This is a genomic window from Methanoregula sp., from assembly GCF_049518935.1.
In the GTDB taxonomy this organism is placed as follows: domain Archaea; phylum Halobacteriota; class Methanomicrobia; order Methanomicrobiales; family Methanospirillaceae; genus Methanoregula.
Genome location: NZ_JBEKRH010000001.1, coordinates 42,427 through 57,403 on the forward strand (window position 1 = coordinate 42,427; position 14,977 = coordinate 57,403).

Consider the following 14,977-nt stretch of genomic DNA (forward strand, 5'->3'; position numbering starts at 1 on the left):
CGGGGCCGACGAGGCGAAGGGAAGATTGAGGGGGAGAACCCACACAGACGCACATCAGAGAGATCACCTTCCAGGGGTGTGGGGGTATCGGGGCATTGCATTCCTTACTCTGTAACTCAGCCAAGTGCGTTAGCTATGAATATTCTTGGGAAGACACTTATTCCGGTATGCCTGCACCAAAACCTCTTGGGTTCCCCCCAGGAAAGACACTCCCGGAGGAACTCAGTCTCGCCATGAAACGGATCGAAGACTACGGTATTGTCTTTCCAGAGGGGTATTACCAGACGCTATTAGATAAGTATACAAACGAGGGGGTTCGTTATCCTCACATCCTCATGAATATTGGCCAGCCGCGGATCAACAGCCACTTCTTTTATTCCCGTGGTTTCGAAGGATGCGGCAGACTCCTTGATTATGGATGCGGCACCGGAGAGAATATCCGGCAATTGATCCGCGATGGGTTTCCCCGGGAGAGGATAGCGGCATTCGACATCAACTGGGCAAGCATCAATCTCGGCTTTGATCTCTACCGTGACCAGAAGGAGATATGCGATCTCTTTACCGTTTCAGAGACGTTTCCATTCGGCCCAGCGGAATTCGACATGGTTTTTTCTGGATCCGTTTTCCATGTGATTACTGACGATGAGATATTGGGAAATTATCTTGCGAATGCATGGTCCGTCCTCAAACCCGGAGGGATCCTCTTTGGTTCCACAGCTGGGCTGGCAGGGGAGGAGGTTGTCAAGTCTCACGGTGAATGGAGACCGCCACGCGTAATGACGAGGGATCAACTGAGTGGGTACTTAACCGGCACTGGCTTTAATCCGATTAAAATTGTGGAGCATCGTCGTCATGCATATCACCATATACCACACTATGCCGACATATGCGTCCATGAATTCTGTGCGAAAAAACCGGCATAAGACGGAATAGGCCGGAAGGTTCTGTGTCTGGCACCTATCACAACATCCTCCGGTATAGTTTTTATGGATGATCGGTGGAGATCGATGCAGGTGATTCAATGCAAATTACACCACACATCCCCATTACAGCACCGATCCCGGTGGTCCGGTAAATCCGGTCCATCTTTTCATCCGGCGTCCGGCATTCCACGAGCCCGGCTTTCTCCTGTGCCCGGACGGCTCTGATTCTCGTGGTCCGGGCGACACCGCATCCCCGCCGGCGCCGGGGCTGTGGCCGGGGCCGGGGATCGTGTGGGGCACGGCACCGGGAGATCGAGAAGCCGACGAGGCGGGGTGGGGATAGTGGGATGGAATCCACGGGATGCTACAGCATGGACCGACCCCCGGGAAAAGGAACGGATGACAGGGATGTGTACTCTCTTTTCCTGACAAAATTCAGAGCCTGTTCCCCGGAACCTCAGCCATCCATTAAAAACCTTAATTTCCGTCTCTTTTATCATGGAAGAAGATCCCCGCGAGGGTTAGAGCTCCAAAGACAGGTATTGTGCCGGGTCCGGCTCTTGGCGTGGTGGCCATGGTACCGGACGAAGGTACGGTGCCGCCGGTGACGTTGGTCCCGGGAGTATCCACGAAACCTGCATCAATGATATGGAATGATTGCTGCTGACGCGGTTTGGATTTGCTTTTGCTGCCCGGGTTATTTATGGCCGCGTTATAATTCATATTCATCGAAAGCCGGAATGTGCCATCCGGCCGGTTCGGTGGGGCACCCCAACTGTTCACCACAAGCCAGTACGGGTTTTTTGGATCTGTTTTGTCATCATACCCGACAAGGAGAGTTACGTGCGCCGCCCCTCCTCCGTCATTTTCATACGGCATGGGATCCCAGATCGCGGTCTCAGGCTGGTTGCGCCACCATTGCTGGAACGCCTTCATATCTGTATGATCGTAATTAAAAGCATAGAGAACAGGCAGGCCATCATTCAGGGCGCTCTTGATATTATTGATAGCGGTGGCCTTGTCCACGCCAAAGCTCGAAACCGTAGCTGCCGAGAGGCTGCTCATCTGGTAGGATGGAGTGATAGAGATGGGTTCGCCCACCGTAATAGGAGAGTTGCAGCTCTGCCCGGGAGCAAACGATGCATTGGTGTTGGACCAGGGGATCAGTTTCATAGCATCCGGGTTTGCTGTTTTATTGGAATACCAGTCTACGAATCTGCCCACACTCCCTCCGCAGCATCCGGAATCTACGCCAACCGGGCCGCTGCCAAAATTATCATTAAGGTACTGGATAGAAAGCCGGTCACGTATCCCCGATTTGATCGTATGCTCGATCTCAATGGCCCCGGTCGATGACCAGACCCAGCAGTCACTGCATTTTCCCTGTCCTCGTTCTTTTGGAACATAGGGGAGGTACGGAAGCAGGCTCAATGAACCTTTGGGGATCGGGGGCGAGGATCTGGGTGCTGAATATGTTGGCGAAGTATCTATCTCGTGCTGCAGTTCATCCATCTCATCTTCGGTAAGATTCATAACAGGTTCTGTTTGGTCTCCTTCGGAGTTCGTGGATACCGGATTAATCGTGTCCTGAACACCTGGTGCTGGTAAAGAACCTGTTCCTTTTGATTTATCGGCAGATACCGGCATACCTATACCGGCCACGATAACTGCCAGTGCAATAACCAGCAGCAATGCCGGAACCAGATTATACTGTTTCGGATTCACGTAAGCCAACCTCAGAATTCCCGATAAATCCGGGATGACACGAATTCATGAAGGACGCCGGATGCTGCTTGAGAGTTATTCCGGTCTGCATAATCCGGCACACCAGATTAACGTGAAATTTGCAGGTGGTTTGTAATAACGATTGTTATATTCACCCGTAGTCTGGATCTACCGGAATTCCCTCGCGGGCTTTGAAAAAACGGGATTACTGGGATATGGTGATGTCCCAGTTGTCCTGTGTGTTCACGTTGATGTAATAGTCGCTTGTATACGAGATTATCTGCTTGCGGGTGATCGGGGTTGCGCTGCCGGTCGGCGCATTGGCGATGAGGGCGCACCAGTTGCCTTTGCTATCATACAGGTTTGCCTCGAATACCGGGTTTCTCCCGGGCTGGGTCATCTTAAAGGTGAATGTCGCCGTGCCTTTGTTTAGATGGAATATTCCGGTATTCTGTATTCCCTGGCCAGTAAGGTGGTAACCTCCGCCAGCCTCGGTCATTGCCGGAGTAGCCGACGCGGATGGGACTGACGGCTTGACCGGTGATCCGGCTGTCGTACTACCAGGAGATGCGCTGCTGGTGCACCCTGCTGCGAGAACCGCTCCAATACAGATAATCAAAACTGAAAATAATAATATCCGTTTTTGCATACCTTGATAATTATTTTATTGCGAAATAACTCTTCCTTTTTACGATTTAGATCAGTTGGCGATTGAGTAGGAAATTTCGATGAGCCGAAAAAAATATCACCGGACGATTAGTCCACTCGAATCAATGGAAATATGACTTGGTAGAAAACCTCCACTACATCTCGAAAAGTATTCTCGCGATCTTTATCCTAATTTGTTACTGATGGATTCTGGAATTTCTTAAAAAAATTGAAAATCCCCGGGAAAATTACTCCCTTTTCCCACAATAAACCCGGCAACCTTCTTCCCGGTCCCGGTAGCCCGGTAATACCGGTCCATCTTTTCATCCGGCGTCAGGCATTCAACGAATCTCTTTTTCTCCCTCGTGAGGGCCATCTGGCGAATGATCATCAGATTCTACGTATTGTCGGGTTACAGCCTTTTATTGAAGCAAGATTGAAGTCGGCTGTTGCCGATTCGGGTGGAGAAACGGCAACGGTCTGTGCGTCCGGGGTGGTGTAGCACTCCATCTTCACGACAACCTTGTAGGTCCCTGAATCCTCCGTAAATGTATAGGGCGTAACTTGTCCGGAATACTGGCCATTGATCCAGATCTCTGCATTAGCCGGGGTTGAGGTAACTGCGAGGGACCCGATATCTGTGATCCTGAGGTGCTGGATGTTTGCGTTCACGGGTGCATTTATCCCTGATGTAATGACCGGTGTTACGACCGCTGTAACCGGGGCTATCGTGTTTACCGGATTAATTCCATCGTTGATATGAGTAATATGATTACCCGGATTGAGGGTGAGAACCGGGGATGGAATCGTCGTGGGGCTTATAAGGAGAGGGGTTTCGGCGCCACCGGGTCTGGAAGTCACCGGGATGGACATTTTGTGGTTCTGCCCGAACGGGAAGTGAGCGGTTGCCGTTGAACCGGCGGTAACGGTTACGGTTATATTTTCCGGGTTGAATCCGGCATGGCTGGCAGTGAGGATGTGATCACCCGGCGTGACAAGGTTGAGCGTGCATGGTGTGACCTGCCCGGTATCGGTGCCGTCCAGCTGGATGGCAGCACCGCCCGGGTCGGAAGTCACGGCTATGCTGCCGGTCTGGTCCGGTGTGATTTGTGATTGAATACCGGAAACTTTGTCGACTGCGAGCGGCTCTGCGTTGTTACCCGCTCCCGCTGGTGTGGGCAAGAGCCGGGCCCATAAACCGGTAAGCCCTCCTGTAACCTGGTCCAGGAAGCCGGCCTGTTCCGGGATGTGAGAGATGTTGCCGGTTACCAGATGTGCTGGGACGGCGAAAGGTACTGCTTTGCCACCGGACAGGCACAACCCGAACAGCGACACGCCGCACACGTGCATTATGCTTACATTGGATGACCAGACGCGTGTGGGTGGGCAGACAGAGACCGTGGAGGAGATTATTGTCGGGGACGCAGTGTATGTGGACCAAATCCCACAGCCACCGTTTGGTGCGGTACAGTTGGAGATCGAGGAGTGATCTATAGTAACAGGGCCCTGGGCGTAGATCGCTCCGCCCTGTGATGCCGAGCAGCCGGTGATCGTGGATGATTTCAGGGTGAGTTCCCCGTTGACCGTGAAGATCGCACCACCGGCAGTTGTTGCCATGCAGTTGGTGAACGTGGAAGATTTTATGGTTGTAGTTCCGCCCGTGAAGAGCACACCGCCGGCGGCGCCACCACTGTTGTTTCCTGTAACCGAGCAGCCGGTGAATGTGGATGAATCAATGGTGAGTGTTCCCTGGTCAAGTACCGCGATCGCGCCTCCTGCCGCTGCGCTTCCGGATGTCGCCGAGCAGTTGGTGAACATGGAGGACTTTATGGTAGTTGTGCCTTCGATAGCGATTGCGCCGCCAACACCTTCGATCGCACCGTTAGATCCTGTTGCCGAACAGTTCGTGAATGTGGAGGACGTTATGGTAGTTGTTCCGCTTCCGTTTGATAAAATGGCACCACCACCAGTTGTTACCGAACAGTCGGTGAACGTGGATGATTCTATTATGAGGGTTGCGCCGTTCTGGGAAGAGATCGCGCCACCGCCATCTGCTGAGCAGCTCTTGAATGTGGATGTTTCTATGGTAATCTTCCCCCCGCCAAATGTTGCAATCGCGCCGCCGACCGCGGTGCCATCGGGAGTAGCCGAACAGTTCGTGAATGTGGAGGACGTTATACTGATAGTGCTGCCGTTGAATGTTGCGATCGCGCCGCCCGCATTTGATGACTGGCAGTTGGTGAAAGTGGTGGAAGATATGATAATCGTGCTGCCATTCGCTGCGATTGCACCCCCGCCTTCTGATGCCGAACAGTCAGAAAATGAGGAGTCGTCTATGGTGAGAGTCCCGCCACCGGAATAGATTGCACCACCACCAACTTCTGCCGAGCACCCGGTGATCCGGGTAGAATCCTCTATGTTTATGATGGCTGGACCGGGGGAATAGATCGCGCCGCCTTCGACCGTTGCCGAGCAGCCGGAGATCGTTGTGTAGACAATATTAAGAGTGCCGCCATTTCCGTTGAAGTAGATAGCGCTGCCATTATCTGCCCTCCCGTTCTGCAGGGAGAGGAAATTTACCGTAAAAGAGTTTTTTCCGGTAACATTGAAGATCCGGCCCCGGCCCTGTGCATCAATGAAGGTATTTATCGCGGTCCCCCGGGTTGACGGGGTTGCCTCAATAATAATATCCTTTGAGACTTTGATGTCGTGCTCGAAGTACGTCCCCGGGCCCAGGTCGATGGTGTCGCCGCTGCGGGCGTTATCGATCGTTTTCTGGATGATGCCGGCAGTCCCGTTATTGATTGTCCACACCTTTGCCGAAACCGGCGGCACGATCATGACCAGTGCAATAATCAAAAGCGATGGAAGAACCAGATTATGCCATTTCATACCTATACTCCTCAACCCCATCGTCCTGAACAAAATCTGATATCACACGCATTCGTTGCAGACTCAATTGAGAAGTGCTCCCGTAGTTTATGCAAAATTTACCATTCCCCCGGAACCTGACGGCAGGACATTCCCCCGGAGCATTACTCTAATCCGGATCTCGCCGGTGGTATGCAGGCTGGTGGAATGTCACTTACCATCATCACGAACTGTTGCAGTTTTTTTCCGGGGGGTTATATCTCTGCCGAAATTATTTTTGTCCCCGGAATAACCGACGTCAAAAAAATATTCCAAAAAGGAATCAGACTATAAGAATAATCTGCGGTTATTGTTTCCCCGTCCCCACAATAATCCTATCTACATTTTTCCCGGTCCCCGCGGCAGGTTCAGGTACCGGTAATCTGCCCAGCGAGGCCCTGACGAGGCGGCCGAGCGACCCCCGAAGGGGGTGGGGGAAAATCGCATCACCACTGCCGGCGCCCGTCCGACACCGCATCCCCGCCGGCGCCTGAGGCTGTGGCCCGGGCCGGTGATCGCGTGGGGCACGGCACCGGGCGATCGAGAGGCCGACGAGGCGGGGTGAAGATTGCGAAGGCGGAACCGGGGAGAATAATGAGAGATTATTCATCCCAGGTCGTGATTCCCTTCTTCAGATGAGCCGGAGACCATCGCCCATACGGGGTCATTTTCGCCTCCGATTGGCCACTTCCAGAGATCCACCGACAACTTTTCTTCAAAATGAAGCACTCTGTTTTTCAGGGGAGATGATTTTGGGCCCGGATTGTTAATTTGAGGGTCTTATTATGTCCGGAAATGACCACATTTAGCAACGATACAAGGGCGGATTTATGAAAATACGGGCTGGTGGAGGGGGCATGGAGCGATTGCCACCGGCGCCGGAGTGGGCACGGTCTGCCGGGGAGGAGGTGGCCGACGAGGCGGGGTGGGGATCGCGAAGGTGGAACCCGTGAATATGATGAGAAATTTTCCGTGAAAACTGGTGAAATACTTTACATATAAAAATCCAAATGAAATTATGGATTCGGCATTCGTCCCGCCATCAGACTCCATATCTCGGGATACGATCATTGCCACGACCAAACCAAATTCCCTGAAGAGAAAAATACGGTTGGCATTATTTGACCTGGGTATCGGGAAAATATTTCACGGTTTTCCTTGTGTTGTATGGATGAAAAATAAAAAATGAGATTGGTGGCGGACCGGTGATCGCAGGATCGTCAGCGAAAGCGTTGCCAGTCATATCCCCGTCGCAAACAAAGACTGCGGAGCACCGTGACCGCAATTTCACGATCATCCATTTTGGTGTTATCGCAGATTATACGCAATTATCATTTAGTTTTGGGCTAATAAAAACCATATTGTATAGAGTGGGGGACAAATGGTGGAAAGGGATCAGGAAATAATTGAACCAATAATAGAACCAATGGATCAATCCATTTTTCAAAAAACATACGAGGTTGGCGAGACCCTATTAGAGTTGGATTTTGATGAACTTATCAAATCAGACATTATGGAGGTAGTTCCAATTCTCCGAGCTATTAACATAATATCCAAAGGAGGTTTAAGAGTTAGAGATCGATTTTTTATGAAAAAAGTCGTTCTTTTTATTAAACAATACAACTCAGGATTGAGTACTGAAGATAAACAAAAGTTCGTCTCTAATATTTTAACAGACGTAAAATTCCGTAAAAAGGTAAACGAAAAGATTCTTATTTTGTTGGATCGTTTTGATGATGAATTTAAAGCGTTGATATTAGCTGAACTTCTAAAAGGTTGGGTTAAAGGGAAAATAAATTGGAGACAGTTTAGACAATTATCATTTTTAGTTGAAAGAACACACCCGTGTGTATTTAGATATTTATATGATTTTTATAATATTCATGGAAGACCCAGCACGGCTAGTTTCATTCTACAGGGCAATTTTCCACCAAATGAAATTGCACTCATATTGGGTTCTGGCTTGGGAGGATATAACGATAAAATTTTTGCAATTTGGCGTGATGCACTTCTGATTTGCGAATATGGATTAAAGGAATTTTTTGGCAATGATTATGAGCAAATGCCAAAAGATATTGATGATTACTTAAAAAACCATTGGAGAGAGGCCCTTAACGATCCAAAATTCAAAGATATATTTTCTGAATATGAATCTTTTATTATTAACTGGAGAGCCCAAAATAACTATGGAAATTGGTTTAGAAAAGATTTGATTAGTAAACTGCGCCGTTATTTATCCGAGAAATCTAGATAATTGATACAAGCAACGCAATCAGTTATAATAAATCGTGGCATGATATCACTTTACACTATAGATAATATATAATGGAGACCGGAAGTGAAGGATCTTCATTGATTTAAAAAAAATTATTTTTCCTTTCCTTCAATAATCTCGGCAACCTTCTTCCCGGTCTCGGTCGTCCGGTAATATCGGTCTCTGTTTTCGTTCGGCGTCAGACACTCCACGAGCCCGACTTTCTCCATAGCATGAATAGTCCTACTCACTGCGGCCCGGTCGACACCAATCATCTTCGCAAGTTCCGTTGTGGTGGTTGGACGGAGAAGGCCCTTGATCACTTTTCTTCTTACGCTCCCCCGTGTAACAAAACTCACGAGATTATACATTAAGTGAACAAGGAACAGAATACGTATCAGGATGTTTGATAGATGTTTAACAAATTTTATCCCTTGATACGGCGATGACTATAGGGGTGCCTGGTGAAAGCAATCGAACAAATATGATACAAAAAATCCGGAGTGGCCACCCCCGGCTCTAAACCAATTGTTCTGGATGTGGAACAATGTCACTCTTGTGGGACTTTGCCAGACACCACGATAGGGAGATCCTTCATCGGGATCTCCCACTTTTTTAAGAACCTTTCATATTGCCTTGTGATTTCCCCACCCAATCCGGGCCCGTACAGGGCTCCGTTTTGACTGCTTTTGGAAAAGACCGTGTCCTAAACCTGAAAATGCGTGTCTTGAACCGGTCTTATTGCATGGATTTTTATGGTTTTTACGTCGTGGAATGACCATGCTCCGGACCATGCCCTAATGGGCGCTTTTGGGCGGGCGAAAAGGAGAGGCAATGGGTTTTGGGTTGGATCTGGATTTTTCCTCGAACCGGGAGGCCTTCTTGACGGCCTAGTTGAGGGCCATAAATCCGGGCCATATACGAGCCCGGATTGCCATTCCCGACAAGCATTTCCGGAATTATGTGCAAAAACCACCCTACTTTGTGCAAGTGTTTTGGGAATACGCGATATCTGTGGGATTCTGGCCGGATGGGGCGTTTTGCGTTGCGGTGTAAAACGTAAACAGAGCTTAAATAAATCGCGGAACTGAGTGGGCCATTGGTGCAGGTAGGGGCAAGTGAAGGAAACCCTTGTTTTCCGGACTTGCAATCCGGGGATCATGGGACTCTTTAAATTTTTCCAAAGAGGGGTAGGGGGGTCTTGAAAAAATTTTCTTGTGGGGTCGGGTTGGTTATAGAAAATTATTTGCCGGAAAATTTTGGTGAGCGATGAACGGCCGCCGCCCCGAAAAGCGCTCCGCGGCGGAGCGATTGCCGGAAAAATCCCGGCGCCGGTAATCTGCCCAGCGAGGCCCTGGAGAGGCGGCCGGCCGACCCCCCTGCAGGAGTAGGTGGGAAAATTGCTGCTCGCATGGAAATTTCTCGAAAAATTGGAGTGATACATTTTCGAAAAATATGTATTTTATTCTTCCATTTTTTGTACTTCGTTTTTCAGAATAAGAAGAAGGGCATCTAATTTTAATTTTATTTCTGCAATATTTTCATGAATTTTTAGTAACTCTGGAGAGGCATGACGGTCGCCAGAATTTGGGATTATAGAATCAACGAAGATGATTTTAGGATATATCTCCAATATTTTCTCAAGAATTGATTTATCCAATACAAACAATTCCTTTTTCAAAACAAAGTAGAGACCATTTTCCGAATATAACTTTATTTTATGAATCACGAAATATCCAATGCAATCTTGAAAATTATCAACAGGTATCTCACTAATTTTTTCTTTCAAGTCCATTATCTCATAATAAAAACCTAAAATTATATTATCACGGTTTCTCTGATAATCTAAATCCATTATAGCAACAGAAGAAAATAGTCCAATTATTGATGCAACCAAAGCTCCCGCAATGATATTAGAAATATTTTTTGTACTGTCAATAAAAGTCGACGAAGTTTCATTTAATAGTGGACCTGGGTAAATTTTATCAAAAGTAATTACTAATATTCCAATTCCTACTAATAACAAAATAACAAGTAGTAATTTTTCGGGAATTTTGTAAATTTGATCTCTCGATTTTTTAAAAGACATTATGATAATATTATCTGGGATATAATTAATTTTTTAGGTGCATCTCAACTGCCGAGAATTAAGAAATAATTTAACAGATCCAACTTTGGATCCCGTTGCCAATCCAGAACCCCAACAAGACTCCTACGATGCGGCCGAGAGACCCCGCCCAGTTTGGAGCACATCGCCACTGCTGCCGGTGGCGCGAGGCTGTGGCCGGGCCGGGGATCGCGTGGGGCAAGGGGCTTGGAATTGATATTGCCGATTGCTCAAGATAAAATCGCGGTGATTGATTTCGGTAATGTGACGCGAAACAGATAGGGATTGATAGAAAAACACGATGGAGGAGAAGCGGGAAACTGAAATTGAGTGGTAGCTGACGGAATTACAAACATCCCGGTTTTCACCATATATGACTACGTTGAGAAAAAGGGGACTGACTTACAACCCGAAGTAGCAGATCTTTCTCAAAATGCAAGAATGTTTTGAACTTCAATATTTTTTTAAGGAGTTTTAACTTTTTTTTTCTTTCTCACTCTCTGCGATACCATTCGATTCACAATTTCAACGCATAATGGGAATAAATTTTGAACATCTTCGATATCATAAATCAATTCGGGATGCTGCGTTGGATTCCTGTAATTTTCTCTAATATTATCTAAATTATTGAGAAGAGAATCTGGGATTGAAAGACTTTTTAAATTTCGTAATTCGGTTGTCATAGTATACCATGATTTAAACGACTTTTGATCTTTTCGAAGAATTTTCTTTTTTCGATAATAATATTCTCTTAATTCCGCTTCCGTCCCTCGTAATAGGTGAAAGGCTGCTGCGGTGGGTCGCTCAAATGCAATGCATTTACACCCTTCTTCAAAATCATATTTACCTATTTTAGTTAAATTTTCGAATATATTAGGTGCCATTAAACTAGATACGTTATTTATGAGTTTTTCAACATCAATTCGTTTTTCAGTTGCAACATAAGCAGAAAATCCTTTTGCTTCTGCAAAAAGTGTAATTCTCAAAATTTTTATGATTTCTTTTAATTGTTTGGCTTCTTCCTGAGTTAGACGTTTTTCAACGTCTTTCTTCTCCAATTCTAACCTAGCGCATTTCTCCTCTAAATCGGATTTAAAAGATTTTAAATCTCCGGCTGCTCGTTCAGTTACCTTCAAATTAAATTTATCCAATTTCTTTAAAAAACCATCAATATTCTCTAAAACACAACTAGTTCCTTCAATACTATACCCTTTTTGTGCATCTTGAAGATATCTTAATCCTGTCCCAAAATTTATCCAAGAAGAAATAGGCTGAGACTTCATATATGATATTTTAATTCCACTAATGATTAATTCTCTTATAATAAAATACAATAAAAATATTCTTCATAGGCTTTGAATAAACAGGGTCAACCATGGCTGATGATTTTAACATTTTTAGCAAGACCCGCGCTTAGCTCTTTTGGAATGTGATATCAGAGATGATGGGTTGCAAAGTACGAGATAACTATAACCCAAAACAAAAGTGCATAAGATCCAATTCGAACACTCCCCCAATTCGAAGAACCCTTCTGGTTCTTCTCTTCCTCCAGGTCTGATGACCTGCCGGACCATGCTACTCATTAGCACACACAATTATATACCCCGGCCTCCAACAATAAAATATGCAGGAAGAGTGCCACAGCATTCGTGAGGGTTTTTTTGCCCGTGAATGTCTTTATCTCCACTAGCCAGGCACCCGTCCGTTGCATGAACATCGTTTCTCAGCAGCCCGAAGCAAGGACCGCAGGTTTTAGCTTCTTTGGCTTTTTTGCATTTGCATTTTATTACCGGTTTTATTACTGGTATTGAAGTAATCCCTCTGGTTTGCTTGGAAAGTAAAGTCAGGGGGTGGAGTTGTTGTTACACCATGAGAGGAAAGGAAATTCGCCTGGAAAGGATCATGAACCGGAATACGAAGAAAACGATCATCGTACCGATGGATCACGGGGTCTCGGACGGGCCGATTGCGGGCCTGATCGATATCGGCCAGTCCGTCAATCTTGTCGCGGACGGCGGGGCAAACGCGGTGATCGGGCACGTGGGGCTGGCGCTCCACGGGCACCGGCAGGGCGGCCGGGACATCGGGCTGATCCTGCATTTGTCGGCCTCCACGAAGCTTGCGCCGGACCCGAACGAGAAGGTGCTCGTCAACTCGGTGCAGAATGCGCTGAAGATGGGGGCCGATGCGGTCTCGATGCACGTGAATATCGGGGCGGAGTCGGAGGCAAAGATGCTCTCGGACCTCGGGACGGTGTCGGTCGAGTGCATGGAATGGGGCATGCCGCTCCTCGCGATGATGTACCCGCGGGGGAAGAACATCAAGACCAACAACGATCTCGACCAGGTGAAGCTCGCGGCAAGGGTCGCAGCCGAGCTCGGGGCGGACATCGTCAAGACGGTCTACACCGGCGACCCGGAGTCGTTCCGCGAGGTGACCCGGGGCTGCCCGGTGCCGGTCGTGGTGGCCGGAGGTTCAAAGACGGATGACCGCACAACGCTTGAACTGATAGAAGGCGCAATGGCAGGCGGGGCGGCCGGCATCTCGATCGGGCGCAACGCCTTCCAGCACCGGCACCCGGACAAGTTCGTCCGGGCCGCGGCCTGTATCGTGCACGGGAACAAGAGCGTGGAAGAGGCACTAAGAATCCTTGAGGTGAAATCATGATCGGGAAGGACATTCGGATCGAACGGATAATGGACAGGAACACGGGCAGGGCGGTCATCGTGCCGATGGACCACGGGTTCTCGATGGGACAGATCGAGGGGCTGCTGGACATGACGCAGGTGATCTCGGACGTCTCCAACGGCGGCGCAAATGCGATCATCCTCCACAAGGGCCTGGTCAAGCGCGGGCACCGGAAGCACGGCCGCGATATCGGCCTCTTCATCCACCTCTCGGGCTCCACCTCGCTCAACCCGGACCCGAACGACAAGGTGCAGGTCTGTTCCGTGGAAGAGGCCATTGCCCTCGGGGCAGACGGTGTCTCGATCCACATCAACCTCGGCTCGCCCAGCGAGTCCAAGATGCTGGAGATCGGCGCGAACGTTGCCCGGGACTGCAACCGCTGGGGCATGCCGCTCCTGATCATGTGCTACCCGCGGGGCAAGGGGATCGACTCGTTCTCCGCCCAGTCGGTCGGCCACGCGGTCCGCGTTGCCGAGGAACTCGGGGCGGACATGATCAAGACGAACTACCCGGGCGACCCCGAGGCATTCAAAAAGATCGCGAAGGCATGTTCAGTGCCGGTCTTCATTGCCGGCGGCGAGAAGTGCGCCGACCTCGAATCCCTCCAGATCATCCGGGACTCGGTCAATGCCGGAGGCGCCGGTGTCTGCGTGGGCAGGAACGCCTTCCAGCGCAAGGACACGAAGGCGTTCGTCCAGGCACTCTGCAGCGTGGTCCACCACAACGTGGACCCGGCAAAGGCGCTGGAGCAGCACAAATGCCCTGGAACAAGGAGATCGCGACCACCGCCATCGAGAGCGGTGCGGATGCGCTGGTCGTTGATAAGGCCGAGGACGTAAAGCGGCTCGGGCGGATCACGACCGTTGCACCGGACGGGGACATAAAACCCGGAACCGATGTGACGGAGTGCACCATCACCGACAAGGCAAGCGAGAACAAGGCGGCGCAGCTCGGGAAACATAAACCCGTAATAGTAACAACGAGCGACTGGACCGTGATCCCGCTCGAGAACCTCGTGGCCCAGTCCGACCACATCATCGCCCGGGTAAAAAATGCCGAGGAGGCAGCGATGGCAGTCCACGTTCTGGAGAAGGGCGTGTACGGCATCCTCCTCAGGACAACCGATCCTGCGGTGGTCAGGGAGGTGGCAAAGCTGCTCAAGAGCACCACCGGCACGGTAGGTCTCATCCCGTTCACCGTGACAAAGATCCAACCCGTGGGCATGGGCGACCGGGTCTGCGTGGATACCTGCTCCATGCTCTCGGACGGCGAGGGGATGCTGATGGGGAACACCTCCTCCGCAATGCTCCTCGTCCATGCCGAGACGCTCGAGAACCCGTACGTAGCCCCGCGCCCGTTCCGGGTGAATGCCGGCGCAGTCCATGCGTACATCCTCATGCCTGACGGCAAAACCGCGTACCTCTCCGATCTTGCAACAGGCGGCCAGGTGCTCGTGACGGACGGGAAGGGCACGGCGCACTCCGCGATCATCGGCAGGGTGAAGATCGAACGGAGGCCCCTGCTGCTCGTCGAGGCAGCCGCAGGCAAAGAGAAAGTGAGCCTGATCCTCCAGAACGCCGAGACGATCCGGCTCGTAGGAAAAGACGGCAGGGCGATCTCGGTCGTCGCGCTCAAGGTCGGCGATGAGATCCTCGGGACTGCCTTCGAAGGCGGCCGGCACTTTGGGATGGCGATAAAAGAGACCATCCGCGAAAAATGACC

Annotated in this window: 12 protein-coding genes; 5 read left to right on the plus strand and 7 right to left on the minus strand. The window is 49.7% G+C overall.

Going from position 1 to position 14,977, the window contains the following annotated elements; translation table 11 throughout:
- Positions 1-233 precede the first annotated feature (233 nt).
- Complete coding sequence (locus tag ABSE13_RS00230; protein ID WP_424026464.1) at positions 234-923, plus strand: class I SAM-dependent methyltransferase; 690 nt, start codon at positions 234-236, stop codon at positions 921-923.
- A 61-nt stretch (positions 924-984) separates the two neighbouring features.
- Here the strand turns inward: ABSE13_RS00230 and ABSE13_RS00235 are convergent, their stop codons facing one another.
- The 4 genes from ABSE13_RS00235 to ABSE13_RS00250 all read right to left on the minus strand — a co-directional run bounded on the left by ABSE13_RS00235 (position 985) and on the right by ABSE13_RS00250 (position 6,188).
- Complete coding sequence (locus tag ABSE13_RS00235; RefSeq protein WP_424026465.1) at positions 985-1,281, minus strand: hypothetical protein; 297 nt, start codon at positions 1,279-1,281, stop codon at positions 985-987.
- 119 nt (positions 1,282-1,400) lie between these two features.
- Positions 1,401-2,648, minus strand: coding sequence for a C1 family peptidase (locus ABSE13_RS00240; RefSeq protein WP_424026466.1), 1,248 nt, complete (start codon positions 2,646-2,648; stop codon positions 1,401-1,403).
- Between the two features lie 205 nt (positions 2,649-2,853).
- A complete protein-coding gene (locus ABSE13_RS00245) occupies positions 2,854-3,267 on the minus strand; it encodes a hypothetical protein (RefSeq protein ID WP_424026467.1) in 414 nt (137 codons plus the stop codon).
- A 419-nt stretch (positions 3,268-3,686) separates the two neighbouring features.
- On the minus strand, positions 3,687-6,188 hold the full coding sequence (locus ABSE13_RS00250) for a PEGA domain-containing protein (RefSeq protein WP_424026468.1): 2,502 nt from the start codon (positions 6,186-6,188) through the stop codon (positions 3,687-3,689).
- Between the two features lie 1,399 nt (positions 6,189-7,587).
- Here ABSE13_RS00250 and ABSE13_RS00255 point away from each other — a divergent pair.
- Positions 7,588-8,460: a hypothetical protein gene (locus ABSE13_RS00255; RefSeq protein ID WP_424026469.1), complete on the plus strand. Its 873-nt coding sequence runs from the start codon at positions 7,588-7,590 to the stop codon at positions 8,458-8,460.
- Between the two features lie 113 nt (positions 8,461-8,573).
- Here the strand turns inward: ABSE13_RS00255 and ABSE13_RS00260 are convergent, their stop codons facing one another.
- The 3 genes from ABSE13_RS00260 to ABSE13_RS00270 form a co-directional block, all read right to left on the minus strand.
- Complete coding sequence (locus ABSE13_RS00260; RefSeq protein ID WP_424026470.1) at positions 8,574-8,831, minus strand: MarR family transcriptional regulator; 258 nt, start codon at positions 8,829-8,831, stop codon at positions 8,574-8,576.
- Positions 8,832-9,922: 1,091 nt separating this feature from the next.
- Positions 9,923-10,549 (minus strand): hypothetical protein, encoded by a 627-nt coding sequence (locus tag ABSE13_RS00265; RefSeq protein ID WP_424026471.1) that lies wholly within the window; start codon positions 10,547-10,549, stop codon positions 9,923-9,925.
- A 482-nt stretch (positions 10,550-11,031) separates the two neighbouring features.
- Entirely contained in the window at positions 11,032-11,850 is an 819-nt protein-coding gene (locus ABSE13_RS00270) for a hypothetical protein (RefSeq protein WP_424026472.1), read from the minus strand.
- Positions 11,851-12,436: 586 nt separating this feature from the next.
- On the opposite strand from ABSE13_RS00270, the gene ABSE13_RS00275 reads away from it, so the two are divergent.
- The 3 genes from ABSE13_RS00275 to ABSE13_RS00285 are packed head-to-tail and all read left to right on the plus strand — an operon-like array spanning position 12,437 to position 14,975.
- Entirely contained in the window at positions 12,437-13,234 is a 798-nt protein-coding gene (locus tag ABSE13_RS00275) for a 2-amino-3,7-dideoxy-D-threo-hept-6-ulosonate synthase (RefSeq protein WP_424026473.1), read from the plus strand.
- Complete coding sequence (locus tag ABSE13_RS00280; protein WP_424026474.1) at positions 13,231-14,094, plus strand: 2-amino-3,7-dideoxy-D-threo-hept-6-ulosonate synthase; 864 nt, start codon at positions 13,231-13,233, stop codon at positions 14,092-14,094. Before ABSE13_RS00275 ends, ABSE13_RS00280 begins: the two co-directional genes overlap by 4 nt.
- Positions 14,013-14,975, plus strand: a complete 963-nt coding sequence (locus ABSE13_RS00285) for a 3-dehydroquinate synthase II (protein WP_424026475.1) — start codon at positions 14,013-14,015, stop codon at positions 14,973-14,975. Before ABSE13_RS00280 ends, ABSE13_RS00285 begins: the two co-directional genes overlap by 82 nt.
- Positions 14,976-14,977: the final 2 nt, after the last annotated feature.

Coding starts and splice junctions, on each gene's coding strand:
- ABSE13_RS00230 (WP_424026464.1), top strand. CDS start 234: ATGAAACGGATCGAAGACTACGGTATTGTCTTTCCAGAGGGGTATTAC.
- ABSE13_RS00250 (WP_424026468.1), bottom strand. CDS start 6,188: ATGAAATGGCATAATCTGGTTCTTCCATCGCTTTTGATTATTGCACTG.
- ABSE13_RS00255 (WP_424026469.1), top strand. CDS start 7,588: ATGGTGGAAAGGGATCAGGAAATAATTGAACCAATAATAGAACCAATG.
- ABSE13_RS00260 (WP_424026470.1), bottom strand. CDS start 8,831: ATGTATAATCTCGTGAGTTTTGTTACACGGGGGAGCGTAAGAAGAAAA.
- ABSE13_RS00265 (WP_424026471.1), bottom strand. CDS start 10,549: ATGTCTTTTAAAAAATCGAGAGATCAAATTTACAAAATTCCCGAAAAA.
- ABSE13_RS00270 (WP_424026472.1), bottom strand. CDS start 11,850: ATGAAGTCTCAGCCTATTTCTTCTTGGATAAATTTTGGGACAGGATTA.
- ABSE13_RS00275 (WP_424026473.1), top strand. CDS start 12,437: ATGAGAGGAAAGGAAATTCGCCTGGAAAGGATCATGAACCGGAATACG.
- ABSE13_RS00280 (WP_424026474.1), top strand. CDS start 13,231: ATGATCGGGAAGGACATTCGGATCGAACGGATAATGGACAGGAACACG.
- ABSE13_RS00285 (WP_424026475.1), top strand. CDS start 14,013: ATGCCCTGGAACAAGGAGATCGCGACCACCGCCATCGAGAGCGGTGCG.